This window comes from uncultured Jatrophihabitans sp. (assembly GCF_964244045.1).
In the GTDB taxonomy this organism is placed as follows: domain Bacteria; phylum Actinomycetota; class Actinomycetes; order Mycobacteriales; family Jatrophihabitantaceae; genus Jatrophihabitans.
The window spans coordinates 18,281-38,362 of the sequence record NZ_CAXTHK010000034.1; the positions used below are offsets into that span (position 1 = coordinate 18,281).

The following is a 20,082-nucleotide window of genomic DNA, read 5'->3' on the forward strand; positions in this document are numbered from 1 at the left end:
TTGGTCATTCGCTCGCGGAGCTCGCTCATGACAGTCGTCGCCGTGATTCCCGCGCGCGGGGGTTCGCGAGGTGTGCCGGGCAAGAACGTCTCGTTGGTGGGCGGCCGCGCATTGGTCGCTCGGGCCGTCGACGCCGCGCGTCGGGCGGAGCTGGTCGACCGCGTGCTTGTGTCCACCGACGACCGACTGATCGCCGAGGTCGCCCGCGAGGCCGGCGCCGAGGTCGTGGTGCGCCCCGACGAGCTGGCCGGCGACACCGCGTCGTCGGAGTCCGCCCTGCTGCACGCGCTCGACACCAGCGCCCCGGAAGCGGTCGTTGCCCTCCTCGTGCAGTGCACCAGCCCGTTCCTGGACAGCGGCGATCTCGACTGCGTAGCCCGGCCCGTGCTCGACGGTGAAGCCGACTGCGCCTTCACCGCCGCACCGTCGCACGGCTTCCTCTGGCGCCCGGACGGCACCGGCATCAACCACGACCCGGTCCATCGGGCCCGCCGGCAGGACCGGCCGGTCGAGTTGCGGGAGACCGGCGCCGCGTACGCGATGCGCATCAGCGGGCTGCGACGCCACGGGCACCGCTTCTTCGGCCGGGTGCTGCCGGTCGTGGTCGACGCCGGCCGCACGCTGGAGATCGACGAGCCCGACGACCTCGCCCGCGCCCGACTGCTCAGCCCGCTGCTCGACCGCCCGCGCGACCCCGGCCTGCGTGATCTGGACGCCGTGGTCCTGGACTTCGACGGCACGCTCACCGACGACCGGGTGACTGTGGACCAGGACGGCCGCGAAGCGGTCACCGTGCACCGCGGCGACGGGCTCGGCGTCACCGCGCTGTGTCGCGCCGGACTGGACGTGCTGATCCTGTCGACGGAGCGCAATCCGGTCGTGCAGGCCCGCGCCCGCAAGTTGAACGTGCCTGCCCTGACCGGCATCGACCACAAGGGCACAGCCCTTGCGCAGTGGTGTGCCGAGCACGGTCACGCCCTGCGCCGAACGGCATTCGTCGGTAACGACGTCAACGACCTGCCGTGCTTCGACATCGTCGGCTGGCCGATCGCGGTCGCCGATGCGCACCACTCGGTGCGGGCACGCGCCCGCATCGTCACGGCTGCCCCCGGTGGCCACGGCGCGGTCCGCGAGGTCGCGTCGAGAGTGCTCGGAAAGGACATCCGCGATGGATCTGAACCGCTTGCGTTACATCGGTGACCGCCCGGTCGGCCCCGACCACCCCGTCTTCGTCACCGGCGAGATCGGCATCAACCACAACGGCTCGCTCGAGGACGCTCTCGCGATGATCGATGCGGCCGTCAACGCGGGTTGTGACGCGGTCAAGTTCCAGAAGCGCACGCCGGAAATCTGCGTCCCCAGCGATCAGCAGGGCATCGAGCGCGATACACCCTGGGGCCGCATGACGTACTTGAAGTACCGCCACCGTGTCGAGTTCGGCGCTGAGGAATACGAGGCGATCAGCCGCTACTGCGCCACCCGTGGCATCGCCTGGTTCGCCTCGCCGTGGGACGTCCCGAGCGTCGACTTCCTGGAGATGACGGACCCGCCGGCGCACAAGATCGCGTCGGCGTGCCTCACCGATGACGAGCTGCTCGTCCGTGTCCGCGACACCGGCCGGACGGTGATCCTGTCGACGGGCATGTCTACCCCGGACCAGATACGGCACGCCGTCGACGTCCTGGGTCGCGAGAAGTTGATCCTCTGCCACACCACGAGCTCCTACCCGGCGCCCGCCGCCGAGCTGAACCTGCGGATGATCCACACGCTCATGCACGCCTACCCGGACGTGCCGATCGGCTACTCCGGACACGAAATCGGGTTGCAGACCACGGTGGCCGCGGTTGCGCTGGGCGCCTGCTTCGTCGAGCGGCACATCACCCTCGACCGCGCCAACTGGGGCTCGGATCAGGCTGCGTCCGTCGAGCCAGGCGGCCTGCAGCGGTTGGTGCGCGACATCCGCATCGTCGAGGCTGCGCTCGGTGACGGCGTCAAACGCGTCTACGACAGCGAGGTCCCTATCCGGGCCAAGCTGCGGCGTGTCGGGCTCGAAAGCGTGGTGGGCTGACATGCCGAAGGTCACCACGGTCGCGCTCGTCGAGACCGCCACCCAGCTGCACAACGTCGTCGAGTGGGCGCACGCCACAGACTCGGTCGACGAGGTCCGGGTGGACGTGCTGGCTCCGACCGATCGGCAGTCGATGCGCCAGCTGACCCGCGTCGCGGCGCTGGCCCGCGGCATGGGCGTCGACGTCCGGCACCGCTCGGTGCGGGCGCGCAACTCCTCGGCGGCGACGAGCACCCTGGCGGTCGCCCGCGACATTCGCAGCGCGGACCGGCTCGTGCTCGGCGACCCGTTCTCGCACTACATCCAGACCCTGTTGCCGCTCGTGCGGGCCGATCACATCGTGGCCGTCGACGACGGCACCGCGACGTGGGAGTTCGTGTCCTGTCTCGACGCCAACAAGCCGATGGTGCGCTGGCGTAAGCCGCTCGAGGGTGCCACGGCGCTCGAGGCGCGTGCCACCAAGCTGCTCACCCCCAGCGTGCGTCGGCGGTTGACCGTGTTCAGCTGTCTGCGCGACGCCACGCCGGTGGGTGCCAGTCGCGTCGACAACAAGTACTCCTGGGCGCGCGCCTGGCGCACCCCGGAGATCATCGACGACCGCGTCGACGTCCTCGGCATCTCGCTGGTCGACAGTGGGCTGGTCGAGCGAGCCGCGTACGTCGACGCGGTGGCCGCGCTGGTGCGCCGTCATGCGCCGGTGCGCTACCTCGCCCACCGTCGGGAGTCCGACTCGCTGGTGGCCGAGATCGACACGCTGCCCGGCGTGACCGTGGTGCGCGCCGACCTGCCGGCCGAGCTGGCGCTGCGCAAGGGGCCGGTGTCGCGCCGAGTGATCACCTTCCCGTCGACGGCCTCGCACACCTTGCCCGTGGTGCTCGGTGACCTCATGCGCGACCAGGGTCTGCGCATCGACGTCCGGCCGGTGGACCCGTCATGGTTCACCCCGTCGACGACGAAGCACGCTCGCGACTTCGTGGCCCGCATCGCCGCCGTCGCCCCACGGGCGGGTGTGGCGACGTAGCGTCAGCTGGCCTCGGCGTGCTGGCTGACCGACTGCCCAGCCATCCCAAGAAGGTTGGCTTGCTCCAGCTGCAGCTCGACCCAGATCGTCTTGCCCGCCGAGTTGAGCTGGACGCCCCAGCGATCCGCCACCGCCCTGACGATGAACAACCCCCGCCCGTGGGTCGACACGTCGTCCGGCAACAGATCGAGGTCTGGCAGCCGGTTGTCGTCGTCGCTGGCGAGAATGCGGATCCCGGTGCGCAACGGCTGCACTTGCACCGTTCCCGGGCACTGCGTGTGGCGCACGATGTTGGTGACGAGTTCGCTCACTACGAGCGTCGCGGAGTGCTCCAACGTGCCGAGGTTCCAGTCGAGCAACGCCCGACGTACGTCACCACGTAGCGCGCTGACGCTGGTCAGCTCGCGGCCGACAGGGAAGGTGCGCGTCGCGTTGGGGGCGCCGGTGGGCGCGATGTCACAGATCAGCAGGGCCACGTCGTCCTCGGCGTCGGCTCCTAGTTTCTCGACGAGGCTGCGGGCGGCGTCCTCGGCAGTACGGTCGGCAAGAGCGGGCAGTAGCGACCGCAGCCTTTCGATGCCGGCATAGATGTCCACGCTGCGGCGTTCGACGAGGCCGTCGGTGTAGAGGACCAGCCGGTCGCCACCGCCGAGGGGCGCCGTCGTCACCGGCCACGTCGCGTCCGCGACCACGCCGAGCGGCAGGCCGATCTGCTCGGGCACGACCAGCCGGTCCCCGCCCGCGGGCACGCAGATCGCGCTGGGGTGCCCGGCGCACACCATCCGCAGCTGTCCGGCGTCGAGGTCGACCTCGACCAGGCAGCAGGTGGCCATCATGCGGTCGGTCAGCTGGGACATCAGGTGATTCGCCCGGGCCACCGCGTCCTCGACGGGGTGGCCCTCGGTCAGGTAGGCGTGCAGGCCCGTGCGCAACTGCCCCATCAGGGCCGCGGCCGCAAGGTTGTGACCCTGCACGTCGCCGATGACGAGCACCGCGCCGTGCTCGCGGGGAACGATGTCGTACCAGTCGCCGCCCACCTCGGCGTCGACGTCGCTGGCTTGATAGCGCACAGCAGCAGTCAGGCCGTCCAGTACCGGTAGCGTCCGCGGCAGCAGCGAGCGCTGCAAAGCCCGCGAGGTCTCGGTGGCTGCGCGGATGCTGCGGGCGAGGTCCGCCCTCGCCTCGCGCTCCGCAGCGAAGAGCCGAGCACGGTCGAGGGCGGAGGCGACCTGCGCCGCGGCCGCTGTCAGCATCTCGAGGTCGGCGGCCTCGAAAGCCCGCTCGACGTCCCAGCTGAGCACGCACGCACCGAAACGCTGCGCTCCGGTGCTCAACGGCAGAACGATCGCGGTAGCCGGAACGGGGGAGAACTGCGCACACAGCTCGGCATAGTCGCTGATGAGGCGGCCGCGGTCGGCGACCATCAGCGACACGTCACCGACGGTCGCATTACGCACGGGGTTCGGCAGCTCATCAGGCAGGAAGGTCAGCGACGGCGCTCCAGCTGCCTGGGCACCCAAGGACACATTGCGGTAGCCGTCGCCGTCGCGCAGGAAGACGCCGACGCCGGTCGCGCCGATCGGCTCGAGCAGGACATCGGCAAGTGCGGCGACAGTGGCGTCGGCTGTGATGGCGTCGGACAGGCGGCTCGCCAGCGACTGGAGCAGCGCGAGACGGGCCGTCACCTCCTCCGCGCGGACGCGAGCGTCCTGCTCGGCGGCGAACAGCCGCGCGTTCTCGACGGCTACCGCGGCCTGAGCCGCGACGATCTCGATGGTGCGGGTGCACTCCTCGTCGAAGGTTCCGGGGTTGCGATGCCCGAACAGCAGGGCCCCGATCACCTCTCCCGTGCGCGTGACGACGGGAACGGCCAGGTAGCTGCGGACCGGCAGGTGCCCCGGGGGCATTCCGGAGAACCGTTCATCGCGCAGGACGTCGTCGCTGCGTACGGTGGCCACTCCGGTGAACGTCGGCTCGAACAAGCCGGTGATGCGTGGTTTCGGCATGGCGGCGAAGGTCTCGAGGCCGGCACCCGACAGCACGTGCAACTGGTAGACGCGCCCGGTGTCGTCGCGTTCGTTGTAGAAGAACGCCCCGAACTCGGCGCCGGAGACCGTGGTGCCGATATCGGTGACCTTCTGCAGGACGCGCTGCAGATCCAGGTCGGACGTAATGGCTCCGGAGAGCATCGACAGCAAATCGTTGTTCACCGAGCGCGTTGCTACGAGCGGCTGCTCAAGCACGACGACCTCCCGGGGCGCGAACGCCCAGTGGCATCGACGCAACGTCCTGTCTGGACCGAACAAATATAACGCGGATCTTACGCGCAGTCCATGGTCAGCGCTGAGCGCGGCGGCGTTGCGCAAACGAGGCGCGCACCGACCGCGCCCGGACGAGCGAGCTGCGAGCTACGTCCCACTCGGCGACCCGCGAACTCGCCAGCCGGTCGTACATGCCGCTGGAGGCCAGCAGGCCGACCGCCCGCAAGCGACGAATGCGGAAGTACCGGCCGGTTCCGTGCTCGGAGATCCAGCGCTGCGCCGCGCCACGAAGATCGGGCAGCGCGACCGGCTGCATGCAGAAGCTCACCGCCTCGACGAGCAGCGTGCAGTCGACGGCCGGCGGCGCGATGGTCGTGCCGTCGTCGGCCATGCGTGGCACGATCGCGTCGACAATCGTGGCCGGGATGCGGTTGCTGTTCTGGTACGGGGTCAGCGCGTCGAGGACCCGCTCGGTGCCCATCGCGGCCACCGGCAGGTCGTAGAACGCGCGGGCCGTAAGTAACGCGGTCGAGAAGCAACCCAGCACCAGATCCGGACGCACCGTGGCGAAGCACAGTTCGGCGGGCAACTCCTCGGGCACAACCGTCAGCTGGACCCCCGCATCGGCCGCCACCGCGCGCACGGCGCGCACCTGGGCGCGGCCGGCCGCAGGGTGCGGCTTGAACAACACCCGGGTGTGCCCGGCACGCGCGGCCGCGCGCACCATCGCGCCGTACAGCGCTGCCTCCTGCTGCGGGGTCACGATCTCGAGCGCCGAGAGGTACTGCCCCAGCACGAGCGCGCCTCCGCGTGGCAGGGCGAGCAGTACGTCCGCGAAGTCGGGGATCGTGGCCGCCTCGGCGAGCACCTTCAGGAACACCTCGTCCGGCAGGGCCTCGGCGTCGACGCCCTCCTCGCGCAACAGCACCGGGCGCAGGCCCGGCACGAGGTCGAGGTGCAGCACCCGGCTCACCCGGCTGCCGATCTCGGCCGGCAACCGCGACCGGGTGGGCCCGTAGCTCATCAACCCGTCGCTGTAGACCGTGACAGGGCAATCGGGCAGCAGCCGGGCCAGCGCTTGAGCCGGGGCCACCGCGATCGACTCGAGCACGAGTTCCGCCGGTGGCCCGTCGAGACCCAGCCGGGCGAGCAGCGCGCGCGAGAGCATCGGCAGCTCGACGTCGCTCGGCGTCCACCCGGACGGGTGCAGCGGGGCGATGAACTCGTTCCACGACACGATGTCGTCTGCGCGCGAGCGCAGCACCGCGAAGCCGGGTGAGTCCTGCAGCGGATCGCCGATCTCCGGCGTCGGCCCGTTGTCGGACACGATCACCAGCCTGCGCTGGTCTCCGGGTCCGAGACGGCCGGCGTCGATCGCCGCGGCCAGGGTCAGCGCGCCGAACAGCGTCGAGCAGTAGAGCACCTGGGTCACGGACGTAACCCCCTGCGCAGTGGGCTGTCTCGCGGGATCAGCCTGCGCAGCGCGGACGCTCGCTCGCCGCGCACGGTGATCCCGGCCAGCACCCCGGGTGGGATCGCGGCCAACGACGTGAGCGCCCGCGCCCGGAAGCGCCGGGCCAACACCGGCTCGAAGCGGCCGAGCAGCGTGAGGTGGTGCCCGAGCAGCGCGACGAACTGCTGGGCGGCCTTGGGCATCAGCAGGTCGGCGTCCCGGTCGGCAGCGACGCCGCGCAGCACGTGGTCGTAGGCGTCGAAGAAGTGCAGCTGCCGCGCATCGCCGGTCTGAGTCAACGACTGCGCCACCAGCCGCCGGTAGAACAGCCCCGCCAGCGACACGACCGCGTAGGAACTGAGTTCGCGGTGCAGCCGCCAGATCCACGGCCGGTCCTCGGCGGTGTGCAACCCCGACGGGAACTGCAGCACATCGCCGACGCTGCGGCGGTACACGCCGGCCCACGCATATGGGTAGTCGACCATGCTGCGGCGGTTCGCCGGCAGGATGCCGTCGCGCGGGTCGAGGACCGCGTCGCGTCGGCCTTGCGGCGCCCAGTGGGTCGTGCGCTGGCTGCCCGTGACCTGGACGTGGTCGACGCGCACGAAGTCGCAACCCAGCCCGTCGATGGCCTCGACGAGCCTGGGCAGGTAGCCGGGGGCGAGCCAGTCGTCGCCGTCGAGGTAGGTGACGAAACGCCCCTGTGCGGCGGCCAGGCCGACGTTGCGGGCGTCGGCGAGCCCGTGCGCATGGTCGTGGGTAATCACCCGCAGGCCGGGCAACTGCGCTTCGGCCTCGGCAATGACGTCGGGGGTGGCGTCGTCGGAGCCGTCGTCGATGACCACCAGCTCGATGTCACCCGTCGGCTGGTCGCGCAGGTTGCCGCGTACGGAACGCAGGGTGGCGCCGAGGTAGTGCTCGGCGTTGCGCACGGGCAGCACGACGGACAGGCTCGGTGTGCCGATGGGCATGAGCCGCATCGTTGACGCCCCGGGTGAGCGGACGGTGAACGGCGGGTGGACGCCGCCGGGCCGGGCCGTGCCGCGGGGGATCGGTAGCCTCGAAGACATGCACCCGGCTGTTCCCGACCGACCACCCTCGGATGAGGAGCCGCGCTACGTCAAGGCCGAACCGGTCACAGCAGAGCCGCTCAGTGCCGATGAGGTCGGCTCGTTCGAGCAGGGCACCGAGTTCGGTCGCTGGGCGTTGGCTCGCTACATCGTCGGACGGGTGATCCTGGAACGGGTCAGCTGGTCGTTGCTGGTAGCGGCCGTCGTGCTGCTGGCTCTCGCGGCCGTCTCCCAGTGGGTGCTGCACTCGACGCTGCTTGCTGTGCTGATGGTGCTGCTGGCCCTCGGCGTCTTCGCGATGCGCGGGCTGCTGCGCTTCGTCCTGCACCGGTTGATGAACGCGCAGGCCTACGGGCCCATGGAGCAGCGCGTCGCCCACATCGTCAACGGCGCGAGGCGGGGGGTCTTCCTCGAGCTGCGTCGTGTCGGGCTGCCCAGCCGCATCGTCACCCTGCCGCTGCTGCTCTTCCGCTTCATGGGCAAGCGACGAGCCGAGACCATGCAGCGCATCCGTCGCTTCGAGGTCGATCGGGCGGTGCCCAAAGCCAGCCGCGACGAGCTCTACCTCGTGCTGCGGCAATCGACGGGTCGCGTGTGACGCAGCCGTTCGGGACACAGCCGGTCGAGATACCGCCGTCCGATACGCGCACCGACGTCATCCGGGCCGCGGTCCTAGCGCTCGTCCTGGCCGTCGTGGGCGCGCTCGCCGGCCTGGTGTGGTCGGCGTGGAGCCCGAAGGGTCCGCGAGCGCTCATCGTCCGGCCGGGCATCTTCGAGCCGGACGAGACGGAGTCCTTCGTCGCCGGCGACGGGCGCTTCCTCGTCATCGCCGCCGTCCTCGGGCTCGTCGCCGCGCTCGTGGTCTGGTTCCGGCGCCCGCTGCGTGGGGTTGCGGCGGCGTTCGGCCTGGCCGTCGGCGGCTTCGCCGGCTCGCTGCTCATGTGGCTCGTCGGGTACCTGACCGGCGGCGGTGACAGCACCGGGCGGGCGATCCCCAACAGCACGCAGCGCTACACCGCGCAGCTGCCGCTGACCGTGCACGCCGACGGCGTGCTCCTGGTGCAGGCGACGGTGTCGATGCTCGTCTTCGGCCTGCTCGTCGCCTTCGCGGTGCGTGACGATCTCGGCCGTCCGGAGACAGGCCGTCCCGACCCGGCTCCTGACCTAATTGCTGCCGGTGCCCATCCGCAGCACGGCTGGGGAGACGGCGATGCTCCGGGTCCACTGCAGCAGAGCGATCTCTCGACGCAGCAGCCGGGCCACCCGGACCAGCCGGTCTGAGGTCGTCGCGTCGCAGAGCAGGGCCTGCTTCTCCTCCGGCGGCAGCGGCAGGCGCGCGGCGAGCTGGTAGGCCAGCCTGTTCGCGTCGTTCGGCAGCTCCGAGCCGGTGCCGCGCCCGGCGAGCCGGACGAGGTAGGAGTCGTAGACGTCCATGAGCTCGCGGGCGCGGTCCTCCTGCGCGCGCGTCAGCTCGCCGTCCGGCTCGTCGAGGTACTCGACCTCGGCCCGCAGGTAGACCGCGCCCGTGGGCAGGAGCTCGCGGATCTCGAACCGCCGGGTGCCCACCGAGAGCAGGTCGGCCGTGCCGTCGGGCTTGCGGTCGAGCTCGAGGATCTCGGCCAGCGTGCCGATCTGCTCGACGTCGGTGTCCTCAGCAGCGCGACCCACCACCCCGGGGTTCTCGGCTTCCATCCCGGTACGCAGGGCGACGACGCCGAACACCGGCTCGGTGATCCCATTCGTGCGTTCGGCGATGTCGGCCATCAGGTGGCGGTAGCGGTGCTCGAAGATGTGCAGCGGCAGCGGCATGCCCGGCAACAGGACGTGGCTCAGCGGGAACAGTGGGATGATCGCGGGCTTGGCCACGGCCACCACGCTAGCCCCGTAAACTCGGCCCGGTGTTACGCCGCCTCGACCTGACCACCGCCGCGACCGCCGACCTGCGCCGCGCCCTCCCGCGCGCCCGCGTCGACGTGCAGGCGGCTCTGCAGGCCGTCACCCCGCTCGTCGAGGACGTGGCGGCCCGCGGCTACCCGGCCGTGCGCGATGCCACCCTGCGCTTCGACGGCGTCGATGTCCCCGAGCCGCGGGTGCCTGCCGACGCGCTGCGCGCAGCGCTCGAGCGACTCGACCCGGCCGTGCGCGCCGCCCTGGCCGAGTCCATCCGGCGCGCCCGCATCGTGCACGACGCGCAGCGCCGCGAGGTCGTCGACGTCCAGGTCGTACCCGGCGGCACCGTCACCGAGCGGTGGGTGCCAGTGGCCCGGGTCGGGCTGTACGTGCCGGGCGGGCTGGCCGTCTACCCGTCGAGCGTGGTCATGAACGTGGTGCCCGCCCAGGTTGCCGGCGTCGAGTCCATCGCGGTGTTCTCCCCGGCGCAGAAGGAGTTCGGGGGCCTGCCGCACCCGACGATCCTGGCCGCGTGCGAGCTGCTCGGCGTCGACGAGGTCTATGCCGTCGGCGGCGCTCAGGCCGTGGCGCTCGCGGCCTACGGCGACATACCGCTGGGTATTGAGCCGGTCGACGTCGTCACCGGGCCGGGCAACATCTATGTCGCCGCGGCCAAGCGCTTGGTGCGCGGGTTGGTCGGCATCGACTCCGAGGCCGGCCCCACCGAGATCGCCGTGCTGGCCGACGACACCGCCGACCCCGTGCACGTCGCGGCCGACCTGATCAGCCAGGCCGAGCACGACACGCTTGCCGCCTCGGTGCTCGTCACCGATTCGGCAGCGCTGGCCGAGGCCGTCGATGCCGAGGTTGAGCGGCAGGTCGGGCTGACGAAGCACACTGACCGCGTGCGCATCGCGCTGTCGGGTGAGCAGTCGGCCATCGTGCTGGTCACCGATCTCGACCAGGGGCTGGCCGTCGTCGACGCCTATGCCGCCGAGCACCTCGAGGTCATCACCGCCGACGCCCGCGCGCTCGCCGAGCGGGTGCGCAACGCCGGCTGCATCTTCGTCGGCCCGCACGCCCCGGTGTCGCTCGGCGACTACTGCGCCGGGTCGAACCACGTGCTGCCCACCGGCGGAACCGGCCGGCACTCGTCGGGGCTGTCGGTGCAGTCGTTCCTCAAGGGCATCCACCTGGTCGAATACTCGGCCGACGCACTGGCTGAGGTCGCGCCGCACGTCATCGCCCTGGCCGACGCCGAGGACCTTCCCGCGCACGGGGCGGCTGTTGCCGTTCGGTTGTCATGAACGGCACGCTTCCGCTGCGCCCCGAACTGGTCGGCGAGGTGCCCTACGGCGCGCCGCAGCTCGACGTCCCGGTGATGCTCAACGTCAACGAGAACCCGTATCCGCCGTCGGAGGCGACGATCGTTGACATGGCCGCTGCGGTGGCCGACGCCGCCCGCACCCTGAATCGCTACCCCGACCGCGACGCGCTCGACCTGCGCGCCGACCTTGCCGCCTACCTGTCCGTCGACGGTGGCGTGCCGCTCGGTGTGGACGAGGTGTGGGCCGCGAACGGCTCGAACGAGGTCATGCTGCAACTGCTGCTGGCTTTCGGTGGGCCCGGTCGCACCGCAGTGTCCTTCGCCCCGACGTACTCGATGTATCCGGAGTACGCCCGCGACTCTCACACGACCTGGGTGCTGGGTCGCCGTCGCGACGACTTCGGCATCGACCTGCCGCACACGTTGGATGTCATCGCCGAACACCAGCCGTCGGTGGTGCTGCTGGCCTCGCCGAACAACCCCACTGGCACCGCGCTCGAGCTCGCGGACGTCGAGGCGATCCTGGCCGCGGCGCCGGGCGTCGTCGTGGTGGACGAGGCGTACGGCGAGTTCCGACGCGCTGGCGTACCGAGCGCGCTGTCGTTGCTGCCCAACCAGCCGCGCCTCGTCGTGTCGCGCACCATGTCGAAGGCGTTCGCGCTGGCGGGCGGTCGACTGGGCTACCTGGCCGCGTCGCGGGCCGTGGTCGACGCGGTGCGGATCGTGCGGCTGCCGTATCACCTGTCCTCGGTGACCCAGGCTGTGGCGCGAGTGGCGCTCGCGCACGCCGGCGAGATGCTCGCCGCGGTCGACGAGCTGCGCGCCGAACGCGACCGCACCTACGACTGGCTACGCTCGCGCGGGTTGCAGGCCGCACCGTCGGACGCGAACTTCGTGTTCTTCGGGGCGTTCCCCGACCGCCATGCTGTGTGGCAGGGCCTGCTCGATCGCGGTGTGCTGATCCGCGAGACTGGTCCCGACGGTTGGTTGCGGGTATCCATCGGCACGCCGGCCGAGATGGCGGCCTTTCGGGCCGCGCTACTGGAGGTACTGCAATGAACCCGAGGACGGGCCGCATCGAGCGTGCCACCAAGGAGACGAAGGTCCTCGTCGAGATCGATCTCGATGGGACGGGACGTACCGACGTCTCGACCGGCGTCGGCTTCTACGACCACATGCTGAACTCCTTCGGCAAGCACGGGCTGTTCGACCTCACCGTCCAGGTCGAAGGAGACCTGCACATCGACGCGCACCACACCGTCGAGGACACCGCCATCGCGCTCGGCCAGGCGTTCGCCCAGGCTGCGGGCGACAAGGCGGGCACCCGCCGCTTCGGCGACGTGATGATCCCGATGGATGAGTGCCTGGTGCAGGCCGCCGTCGATCTATCGGGCCGGCCGTACCTGGTGCACAACGAGCCCGCGGGTGCCCCGCCGATGATCGGCACCGAGTACGCCACCACGCTCACGCGGCACGTCTTCGAATCATTCGTCCACCACGCCGCGATCGCGCTGCACGTGAACGTGTACGCCGGCCGCGACTGGCATCACGTCACCGAGGCGCAGTACAAGGCGGTTGCCCGCGCGCTGCGTGCGGCCGTCGAGCTCGACCCACGGGTGCAGGGCGTCCCGTCGACCAAGGGTGTGCTCTAACTGGCCGCCAAGACGGTCGTCGTCCTCGACTACGGGTCGGGAAACCTCCGCTCGGCCCAGCGCGCGCTCGAGCGCGTGGGGGCCGATGTGACCGTGACTGCCAACGCCGACGCTGCGATCGAGGCCGACGGGTTGGTGGTGCCGGGCGTCGGTGCGTTCGCCGCGTGCATGGACGGTCTGAACAAGGTCGGCGCCCGGGCGGTGCTCGACGCGCGGCTGGCCGCCGATCGTCCGGTGCTCGGTATCTGTGTGGGCATGCAGGTGCTCTTCGACTCCGGCATCGAGCACGGCGTCGAGGCCGCGGGGCTGGGTGTGCTGCCCGGCCGGGTCGAGGCGCTGCGCGCGCCGGTGCGTCCGCACATGGGGTGGAACACCGTCGAGCGGGCCGAGGGCTCGGTGCTGTTCGCGGGCATGGCCGAGGACACCCGCTTCTACTTCGTGCACTCCTACGCGGTCCACAAGACCGACGGGCTGATCACCCGCACGACGCACGGCGAGCCCTTCGTCTCGGCCGTCGAGCGCGGTACGGTCAGCGCCACCCAGTTCCACCCGGAGAAGTCCGGTGACGCCGGCGCTGCGCTGCTCGAGAACTGGCTCAGAACGGTCTGACGCGTCCTCGTGTCCAGGTTGCGGAACCCACCGGTGGACGTGCCCGGCGCGGAACGATTCGGTCGTGGCGCTGCGTGATACCCACCTGCGCGTCCACGTGACCGCGGTCTTGGGCGTCTCGCCCCGGCCGTCGCAGATGGACAGGCAGGTTGCTCCACGCAGTCATGATCGAACGCCCTCTCATGCCGATGTCCGCGTCCCGCGTAGATGACCGAGTGCCTGCGCCAAGCATGCTGGGTGAAGGGATCGGGCATGGAAAATCTCCGGCGTACAGTCCGCTTCGTCGTGGCTTTGGCGAGTGAACGGTGATCGTGTGACTAGGCCGAACTTCATGGCTTCTCGTGCGGCCCCCGATGTCTGGTCGGCCGACCTCGATCTGCGTGAACGTCAGGTCCGAGTCACGACCGCCGGCGTAACGAGCGCGGTGATCGCCGCCGACCGGTTCACCTTCGTGGCCCCGCCCTCACTCAGCAGGCTGAACCCGGCCCGAGGATCGCACGCTGGCGGCACCCGGGTCACGATCACCGGGAGCAACCTGTCCGGCGCGAGCAGGGTGGTGTTCGGCAGCACGGCCGCGATTCACCTGACCCGGGTGTCCTCGAGGACGCTCGTCGTCACGACTCCGGCCCACGCACGCGGCACGGTCTCGGTCCGCGTGACGACGCCGGGCGGCACCAGCGTCGCGCGGTCGAGTACACCTACCGCTGAGCCGACGGCCCGGGTTCCTATGCCGCGAGTGATCAGGCGCGTCCGGACCGCCCGGGTTGTTGAACAGCTCCCGCGCGCAGTTCAGCCTGCTGCCCGGCTGCCGACCTCGACGCAGCCGAGCTGACCGCATTCGTCGAAGCCCGGATCGGCAGCGTCAAGGCGCCTCAGCAGGTCGAGATCTGGGCCGACCTGCCGCCAGATCGTCGGCAATACTCCAGAGCATCGCCCTGGTACAGGCAGGACGCCGCCGCCCGCATGCCTCCGGCGATTACCCAGACGTTACGCAAGATCGATGTCATTGCGCGCGAGGCGGCCGATCGAGGCCCACGATCGAGAGCGAGCACGAGAATGACGGTCCACCACAGATCCACGACGCTGGTTGCGACGAGTGCGCTGGTCGCGGCACTGGTCGGCGGGTGCTCCTCCTCGGCGACGAAGGACTCGGCGACGAAGGACCATGCGGGGAGTCACAGCTCGACGACGAGTTCGACCACGTCGAAGACGAGCACTGGTACCAGCAGCGCGAGCGGCGCGAAGTGCACAGACCTCACGGCGGCGGCGGCCAGCGCGGCGGTGGGCAAGGCCGCGAAGATCACCCTCCTTTCGTCGGGAGCGGCCGGCGAGACGAACTGCAGCATCAAAGCCGGGGCCGACCCGGACGACCCGGACGCGTACTACGGACTGGATGTGAGGCCCAACGAGGGGCAGACGACGTTCAACGAGGAGAAGCAGGCCATCAGCGGTACCAGCGTCGCCGGCATCGGCGACCAGGCGTTCACCAGCACTACGGGCCTCGCGGTGCTCAGCCATGGCGTGGTCATCGAGGTCTCGGGTCCTCGGAGCTCGGACTACACGATCCCGACAGCCATCGCGAAGGCGATGATCGCCACGCTGCGGTGACGGCTCGACAACGGCCCGAGAGCCCGGGACGAGGTCACTGATGCTCACCGCTCACCGCATTCCTAAGATCGTCGACCATGCGGGTCGACGTGCTGGGCGTGGTCGCGGTGAGCGGCGTGGACGCCAGTGGCGAGACGGTCACGATCGCCGGTCAGTCCCTCGGCGGACGCCGGGCGAGGGTCACGCTGGTGGCCCTCGCGCTGTCCGACGGCCCAGTCTCCGGGGATCGGCTCGCGGCGATGATCTGGGGTGACGCCCCGCCGGCGACCTGGCCCGTCGCACTGCGCGGGGTGATCCGCGGGTTGCGCACCTCGACGGCGGCGGCAGGCGGCGGCGACCAGGGACTCGTCGCCACCGTCCCGGGCGGGTACCGGCTGGCCGTCGGCATCGAGGTCGACGTCACGCAGGCGTCGGCCACGGTGCGTCGGGGCGACCTGCTCCTCGCCGAGGGCCGGGACCGCGCGGTCGTCGAGCTCGTCGAACCGGTGACCCGATTGTTTGGCGAGCAGTTGCTGCCGGGCGAGGGCGCAGGCTGGCTCGATCCGCTCCGCCGGGCGGTCGACGCGACCGCGCTGCACGCCGTCGAGCTAGTGGTCGAGAGCGCCGGTCGGCTCGGAAACCACCGGCTGGCGATCAGCACCGCTCGCCGGGCCGTCGCCGCGGATCCGCTCGACGAGAGAACGCACCGGACGATGATCCTCGCCCTGGACCGCGCCGGCGACCGGGCTGGTGCCGTGCAGGCCTACGACCACTGCCGCTCCGTGCTGGCCGATCAGCTGGGCGTTGATCCGAGCAGCGAGACCGTCGAGGTCTACCTCGCCTCGCTGCGCGAGCACACGGCCAGCAGCCTGGCACGGGTACCGGCAGAGACGTCCTCGTTTCTCGGTCGCGAGGCAGAACTTGCGTCACTCGTCGCGTCCGTGGCCGACCCCGGGCTGGTCACCGTCACCGGTCGCGGCGGCGTCGGCAAGTCGCGGCTGGCGATGCACCGCATGATCGTGGGCGAGCAGTTCACGGCGCCGCCGATGTGGGTCTCGCTCGCCACCGTGACCGAGGATGCGCTCGTCGCCTCGAGCATCGCCCTCGCGTTGGGCGTCGCCCTGGACACCGAGGACACAGCTCACGCGATCGCGGCTTGCTTGGCCCCGCGCGGTCGGGTCCTGCTGGTGCTGGACGGGTGCGAGGCGGTCGTCGACGGCGCGGCCTCGCTGGTGGCCGCCGTGCTGGCCGCGGCGCCGCTGCTCACCGTGCTGGCGACGAGCCGGCTGCCGCTCTCGGTCGAGGGGGAGCGGGTGCTGTCCATCGACCCCCTCCCGCTGCCGCCGGCCGACCCCGCAGGTCTGCGCGCGAGCAGCCAGGTGCGGCTGCTCGAGGACCGTATGCGCGAGGCCGGCGGCTCCCTCGTCGTGGACGAGCTGTCCGCCCCGCACCTTTACGCCCTGTGCAGCCGCAGCGGTGGGCTGCCGCTCGCGCTCGAGCTGATCGCCGCGCAGCTCCCGGCCGTCCCCGCAGGCGACCTGCTCGACCAGCTTGGCCAGAGCGCCCCCGGTGATCGCGAGCCGCTGCGCGCCGTCGCGCTGGGTAGTTACCTGCTGCTCGACACCGCCGAGGCCACGGTCTTCCGCCGCCTAGGCGTGCTGGACGGGTCGGTCGGGCTGCCGCTCGTCCGGCAGGTCGTCTCCGACGACACGATCCCCCCGGTGCGCGTGGTCCGGATCCTGCGCGAACTCGCCGCCCGTGGGCTCGTCTCCGTCGATCGCAGTGGGCCACGGTGGCGCTACCAGCAGGACGACGACCTGCACCGCTTCGCCCGCGAATTGCTCGCCGAGCACGACGAGGCGACGGGCGAGCAGGGCAACGAGGAGCGACAGACCTACGCCCGGCTGGCCGGGGCCATCCGGCTGCGCCTGCCCGACGACGCCCGGGCCGCGCCCGCGGCATTCGTCGACGAGATCACCGACATCCTCGGCTCGATCCGTTCGCTGTTCACCGCTGCGCTCACCGGCCGTGCCGACCTTTCGCGGTGCCAGGAGCTCGCGTTCCGGTTGCACCGCTACTTCGCCGTCACGAATGTCGACGAGGGACGCTTCTGGCTAACCCGCCTGCTCGGTGACCGCCGGTCCGGACCGTGGACGCCGTACGCCACCTACGCACTCGGGTATCTGAGCTACTGGTCCGGAGACACCGACGAGGCCATGCGCGAACTTGAGTACGCGGCCGACCTGCTCAACGGCGCTCAGGACGGCTTCCGGGCCCGGGCGCTGATCTTCCTCGCCGGACTGCTCGACGACGTCGACCGCGGCGCGGAGGCGATCGAGCACGTTCGCCTGGCGATCAAGGCCGCCGAACCGTTCGACGTCGACCTGCAGGTGTCCGCCGCCATGGGCTTGGGCAGCGTGCTCGCCGAGCGGGTGGACCCTACCGCCGCGCAGCACGCCCGGCGCGCGATCGACCTGTGTCGGCAGAGCGGGTCGAACGAGCAACTGACGATCGCGCTGCCGACCGCGGCCATGATCTGCTGGCAAGCAGGTGCGCTCGACGATGCCCGCAACTTCGCCGCCGAAGCGCTACCGCTGCACACCGGGACGAAGCGCATCGCCCACGTGGTGTTGCTGTCGGTCGCGGCCGGGGTGCGCCTCGCCGACGGCGATCTCGACGCCGCCGTCGAGATCGGCCGACGTGCGGATCAGCAGGCCGCCGAGCTGGGCGTCGAACGCGAGGTCCCGCTGATCCGCGCCGTACTCGCCCGGTCACTGCTCGCCCAGGGCGACCTCGTCTCGGCGGCGGACAGCTGCGCGGACGCGTTGCGGACGGCGCGCGGCATGAGCGTCGCGTTCCCCGCCGCCGTCGGGCTGGAGACGGCGGCCCTCATTCTCGACGCGGCCGGCAGCGCCGGCGACGGCGCCCTGCGATCGATGCTCGCCGCGGCTCGGGCGATCCGCGACCGCGGCAACCGGCCACCACCCGCGTCGCTGGCGCCCGCGATCGACGACCTCCGCAACCGCCTCGACCGCCTCGACCGCCTCGACCGCCTCAACCGCCTCAACGCCAACGCCGCACCGTCCCCCGATACTCCGCACATCGAACGCCCCAACATCGACACACGCGCGGCCATCGACGCCGCCCTCGACCTGCTCGTCGCGATCAGGCCGGCAGGTCCTTGAGCAACCCGGCGGCCGCATCGACGGCGGCGAGCGTGGCGCATGTCGCGCCGGAGGCGGACGCCGGCTCGAAGGCCTCGGTCGCGCCGTCGCGCGGGTCGATGATGATCAGTGCGGGAATGGCGGACGCGGCCGGCACCGGGTCATGGTCATGGGCTACCTCGGCTACGCGATCGTGGCGGTCGACGTCGTCGCGGCGATGGCGCAGCAATACCCGGGAGACAACTGGGACGACGGTGCCAGCGAGAAGGAGCTGGGCGAAGTCGCGAGCGTTTACAACCTCCAGCAGGTGTACCCGGTGTGCCAGGACGCCAACGGCTGGGAGCAATGGTTGACCGACCACGGCCCGTTGCTCATCCAGGTCCCCGGCTACCACAGCATCGTGATCGGCGGTGTCGACCGGACGCCAACACGATGAACGTCCTCGACCCCGGGGATGGCAACGGCTGGACCGGATTCGACGAGATGAATCAGCGGTTCGAGGCCGCCGGCGACTGGTCGAACAACGTGTACGCCACGCGCTCACAGCCTTCAACCACGGCGCTGCTTCCACCAGCCGATCTTCAGACCGAACCAGCCGTCCGGGTGCCTGAGCGCCTTGTCGTGAGCTCATACAGATCGACGGCTTGGCGCGCACGTAACACAGACGCTCGGCCGTCGCACGAGGTCGCCTGAACGACTTGTGCCGTACCGCGTCGCTTGGACGGCGCGATCATGCCGATGAGCGTTCGTTGGCCGGAGAGGTACCTATGCTGGATTGGTGGTTGCGCTCCGGGTTGCTGCCGTCTCGCTCGACTGCGCCGACCCCAACGAGCTTGGCGTGTTCTATCAGCAACTTCTCGGCGGCGAGATGCTGTGGAGTAGCACGGGCAGCGTCGGCATCCGAGCTGCCGGGATCGTCCTCGTGGCGCAGCGAGTGACGCCGTACACACAGCCCGACTGGCCAGACGTGTCTGTGGTGCACCTCGATCTCGCAGCCACGCCGGATCTACAAACAGCAACGGCCGACGCTCTTCGGGTTGGCGCAATTTTGGTGCAGCCGCAGATTGACCCGCGCTGGAACGTGCTCCTCGATCCGGCCGGCCATCCGTTCTGCATCACGACGTTGACGCCCCCCGACGAAGGCCCGGCCGCACACTCGTGCCGTGTTGAGCGCTCCGCGCTCATGCCGCGTTGAGCGCTGCCGCGCGGTCATTAGGAGCCTGACCCGGTTCTCCGGACACGTTGATCAACCGAAATAGGGGCAGTCCCTTGAGCTCTCCGCGCTGCGAAGCTGATGCCTGCATGAGCTGGCAGGTGAGCCCTGGCATCGTTCGCTGGGTCGTGACGTCGAGGGAAGAGACCAGGCTTGTCCTACGGGCTGCGGCGCACTCTGCTCGGCGCACTCGGTGGTACTGCCGTGCTGATCGCGCTGGGTTTGTACTACCTCCTCGCGCGACAGTCCTACCGTTCGCCGTTCTTGCCTTCGCGCTCGCGACACCACTTGTTGCTGGCGCGCTTCGCGTCCTCGTTCGGCTGCGCGAAGGAGACGTAGTTGTACGACTAGCAGCTCGCGAGTGGCACGGTCCGGGTGCGCTGCTGCTCGTTAGTCGGCCGGTGGCGAGTGCCGACGATCTCCTACGCAAGTACCTGGTTGAGGTTGACGGCCACCGCGTTGCCGAACTGCGTTACGGCGACGCGACAGAGCTGGACATCGCGGCTGGGAGGCACAGCGTTTAGACCCTGCTGGGCGGGAGCGACAAGAAGTCACAGCGCGTCGAGATCACGAGCGTCGCAGGTCATCGAAGCCACGTACAGGTCGAACCCTTCGCTGCATCGACCGCCGTCCGGAAGGCCGCAGACGAGTGGATCGTCGTTAGCGAGTGCAGTGATCGCAGGTTAGCGCTTCGAAGGCACAACGCGCGCAACCGCTCATGGCTCCCCTCTGTGTCAAGACGCAGCGACGAGGACCGTTCTAGGGTG

20 protein-coding genes are annotated in these 20,082 nt (G+C 70.5%); 15 read left to right on the forward strand and 5 right to left on the reverse strand.

All coding sequences use genetic code 11. The annotated features are described in order from the left end of the window. The first annotated feature begins 27 nt into the window (after positions 1–27). From ACFFC4_RS18905 to ACFFC4_RS18915, 3 genes are read left to right on the forward strand one after another with little or no spacing between them, the layout of a single operon-like run. Complete coding sequence (locus tag ACFFC4_RS18905) at positions 28–1,200, forward strand: cytidylyltransferase domain-containing protein (protein ID WP_375503741.1); 1,173 nt, start codon at positions 28–30, stop codon at positions 1,198–1,200. Next, positions 1,169–2,068 carry an N-acetylneuraminate synthase family protein gene (locus tag ACFFC4_RS18910; protein ID WP_375503743.1) on the forward strand — a complete coding sequence of 300 codons (900 nt, stop codon included), beginning with the start codon at positions 1,169–1,171 and terminating at the stop codon, positions 2,066–2,068. The genes ACFFC4_RS18905 and ACFFC4_RS18910 overlap by 32 nt, the downstream gene beginning before the upstream one ends. 1 nt (position 2,069) lies before the next feature. Then, positions 2,070–3,089, forward strand: a complete 1,020-nt coding sequence (locus ACFFC4_RS18915) for a hypothetical protein (RefSeq protein WP_375503745.1) — start codon at positions 2,070–2,072, stop codon at positions 3,087–3,089. Between the two features lie 2 nt (positions 3,090–3,091). Here the strand turns inward: ACFFC4_RS18915 and ACFFC4_RS18920 are convergent, their stop codons facing one another. The 3 genes from ACFFC4_RS18920 to ACFFC4_RS18930 all read right to left on the reverse strand — a co-directional run bounded on the left by ACFFC4_RS18920 (position 3,092) and on the right by ACFFC4_RS18930 (position 7,774). Beyond that, positions 3,092–5,332, reverse strand: coding sequence for a SpoIIE family protein phosphatase (locus ACFFC4_RS18920; RefSeq protein ID WP_375503747.1), 2,241 nt, complete (start codon positions 5,330–5,332; stop codon positions 3,092–3,094). A 94-nt stretch (positions 5,333–5,426) separates the two neighbouring features. Then, positions 5,427–6,782, reverse strand: a complete 1,356-nt coding sequence (locus ACFFC4_RS18925) for a polysialyltransferase family glycosyltransferase (RefSeq protein ID WP_375503749.1) — start codon at positions 6,780–6,782, stop codon at positions 5,427–5,429. Further along, complete coding sequence (locus ACFFC4_RS18930; protein ID WP_375503751.1) at positions 6,779–7,774, reverse strand: glycosyltransferase family 2 protein; 996 nt, start codon at positions 7,772–7,774, stop codon at positions 6,779–6,781. Before ACFFC4_RS18930 ends, ACFFC4_RS18925 begins: the two co-directional genes overlap by 4 nt. Between ACFFC4_RS18930 and ACFFC4_RS18935 the strand changes: the two genes are divergently transcribed. Both ACFFC4_RS18935 and ACFFC4_RS18940 read left to right on the forward strand, forming a co-directional pair. Then, on the forward strand, positions 7,773–8,471 hold the full coding sequence (locus ACFFC4_RS18935; RefSeq protein WP_375503753.1) for a hypothetical protein: 699 nt from the start codon (positions 7,773–7,775) through the stop codon (positions 8,469–8,471). The two genes, ACFFC4_RS18930 and ACFFC4_RS18935, sit on opposite strands and share 2 nt — an antisense overlap. Continuing rightward, complete coding sequence (locus ACFFC4_RS18940) at positions 8,468–9,154, forward strand: DUF2567 domain-containing protein (RefSeq protein ID WP_375503755.1); 687 nt, start codon at positions 8,468–8,470, stop codon at positions 9,152–9,154. The genes ACFFC4_RS18935 and ACFFC4_RS18940 overlap by 4 nt, the downstream gene beginning before the upstream one ends. Here the strand turns inward: ACFFC4_RS18940 and ACFFC4_RS18945 are convergent. Then, positions 9,038–9,739: an LON peptidase substrate-binding domain-containing protein gene (locus ACFFC4_RS18945; protein WP_375503757.1), complete on the reverse strand. Its 702-nt coding sequence runs from the start codon at positions 9,737–9,739 to the stop codon at positions 9,038–9,040. The genes ACFFC4_RS18940 and ACFFC4_RS18945 overlap by 117 nt on opposite strands. Positions 9,740–9,771: 32 nt before the next feature. Here ACFFC4_RS18945 and hisD point away from each other — a divergent pair, with 32 nt between their 5' ends. The 7 genes from hisD to ACFFC4_RS18980 all read left to right on the forward strand — a co-directional run bounded on the left by hisD (position 9,772) and on the right by ACFFC4_RS18980 (position 18,123). Beyond that, a complete protein-coding gene (hisD, locus tag ACFFC4_RS18950; protein ID WP_375503759.1) occupies positions 9,772–11,070 on the forward strand; it encodes a histidinol dehydrogenase in 1,299 nt (432 codons plus the stop codon). Then, positions 11,067–12,149 carry a histidinol-phosphate transaminase gene (locus ACFFC4_RS18955; protein WP_375503761.1) on the forward strand — a complete coding sequence of 361 codons (1,083 nt, stop codon included), beginning with the start codon at positions 11,067–11,069 and terminating at the stop codon, positions 12,147–12,149. Before hisD ends, ACFFC4_RS18955 begins: the two co-directional genes overlap by 4 nt. Further along, a complete protein-coding gene (gene hisB, locus ACFFC4_RS18960) occupies positions 12,146–12,742 on the forward strand; it encodes an imidazoleglycerol-phosphate dehydratase HisB (protein WP_375503763.1) in 597 nt (198 codons plus the stop codon). The genes ACFFC4_RS18955 and hisB overlap by 4 nt, the downstream gene beginning before the upstream one ends. After that, positions 12,743–13,351, forward strand: coding sequence for an imidazole glycerol phosphate synthase subunit HisH (gene hisH / locus ACFFC4_RS18965; RefSeq protein ID WP_375503779.1), 609 nt, complete (start codon positions 12,743–12,745; stop codon positions 13,349–13,351). It begins immediately after the preceding gene. A 331-nt stretch (positions 13,352–13,682) separates the two neighbouring features. Further along, a complete protein-coding gene (locus ACFFC4_RS18970; protein WP_375503765.1) occupies positions 13,683–14,183 on the forward strand; it encodes an IPT/TIG domain-containing protein in 501 nt (166 codons plus the stop codon). 224 nt (positions 14,184–14,407) lie between these two features. Continuing rightward, the gene (locus ACFFC4_RS18975) at positions 14,408–14,959 is read left to right on the forward strand and encodes a hypothetical protein (protein WP_375503767.1); all 552 of its coding nucleotides are present in this window, start codon (positions 14,408–14,410) and stop codon (positions 14,957–14,959) included. 77 nt (positions 14,960–15,036) lie between these two features. Further along, positions 15,037–18,123, forward strand: a complete 3,087-nt coding sequence (locus ACFFC4_RS18980) for a BTAD domain-containing putative transcriptional regulator (RefSeq protein ID WP_375503769.1) — start codon at positions 15,037–15,039, stop codon at positions 18,121–18,123. Here ACFFC4_RS18980 and ACFFC4_RS18985 read toward each other — a convergent pair. Next, complete coding sequence (locus ACFFC4_RS18985; protein ID WP_375503771.1) at positions 18,104–18,259, reverse strand: hypothetical protein; 156 nt, start codon at positions 18,257–18,259, stop codon at positions 18,104–18,106. The two genes, ACFFC4_RS18980 and ACFFC4_RS18985, sit on opposite strands and share 20 nt — an antisense overlap. 12 nt (positions 18,260–18,271) lie before the next feature. Between ACFFC4_RS18985 and ACFFC4_RS18990 the strand changes: the two genes are divergently transcribed. From ACFFC4_RS18990 to ACFFC4_RS19000, 3 genes are all read left to right on the forward strand, one after another. Further along, positions 18,272–18,538, forward strand: coding sequence for a hypothetical protein (locus ACFFC4_RS18990; protein ID WP_375503773.1), 267 nt, complete (start codon positions 18,272–18,274; stop codon positions 18,536–18,538). Between the two features lie 342 nt (positions 18,539–18,880). Then, positions 18,881–19,297, forward strand: a complete 417-nt coding sequence (locus ACFFC4_RS18995; protein WP_375503775.1) for a VOC family protein — start codon at positions 18,881–18,883, stop codon at positions 19,295–19,297. A 171-nt stretch (positions 19,298–19,468) separates the two neighbouring features. After that, a complete protein-coding gene (locus ACFFC4_RS19000) occupies positions 19,469–19,654 on the forward strand; it encodes a hypothetical protein (RefSeq protein WP_375503777.1) in 186 nt (61 codons plus the stop codon). Positions 19,655–20,082 lie beyond the last annotated feature (428 nt).

Bases quoted from the DNA above. Each gene is read 5' to 3' on its own strand.
- ACFFC4_RS18930 (WP_375503751.1), bottom strand. From the start codon at position 7,774: ATGCCCATCGGCACACCGAGCCTGTCCGTCGTGCTGCCCGTGCGCAAC.
- ACFFC4_RS18905 (WP_375503741.1), top strand. From the start codon at position 28: ATGACAGTCGTCGCCGTGATTCCCGCGCGCGGGGGTTCGCGAGGTGTG.
- ACFFC4_RS18975 (WP_375503767.1), top strand. From the start codon at position 14,408: ATGACGGTCCACCACAGATCCACGACGCTGGTTGCGACGAGTGCGCTG.
- ACFFC4_RS18970 (WP_375503765.1), top strand. From the start codon at position 13,683: ATGGCTTCTCGTGCGGCCCCCGATGTCTGGTCGGCCGACCTCGATCTG.
- ACFFC4_RS18990 (WP_375503773.1), top strand. From the start codon at position 18,272: ATGGGCTACCTCGGCTACGCGATCGTGGCGGTCGACGTCGTCGCGGCG.
- ACFFC4_RS18980 (WP_375503769.1), top strand. From the start codon at position 15,037: ATGCGGGTCGACGTGCTGGGCGTGGTCGCGGTGAGCGGCGTGGACGCC.
- ACFFC4_RS18955 (WP_375503761.1), top strand. From the start codon at position 11,067: ATGAACGGCACGCTTCCGCTGCGCCCCGAACTGGTCGGCGAGGTGCCC.
- ACFFC4_RS18915 (WP_375503745.1), top strand. From the start codon at position 2,070: ATGCCGAAGGTCACCACGGTCGCGCTCGTCGAGACCGCCACCCAGCTG.
- ACFFC4_RS18910 (WP_375503743.1), top strand. From the start codon at position 1,169: ATGGATCTGAACCGCTTGCGTTACATCGGTGACCGCCCGGTCGGCCCC.
- ACFFC4_RS18935 (WP_375503753.1), top strand. From the start codon at position 7,773: ATGAGCCGCATCGTTGACGCCCCGGGTGAGCGGACGGTGAACGGCGGG.
- hisB (WP_375503763.1), top strand. From the start codon at position 12,146: ATGAACCCGAGGACGGGCCGCATCGAGCGTGCCACCAAGGAGACGAAG.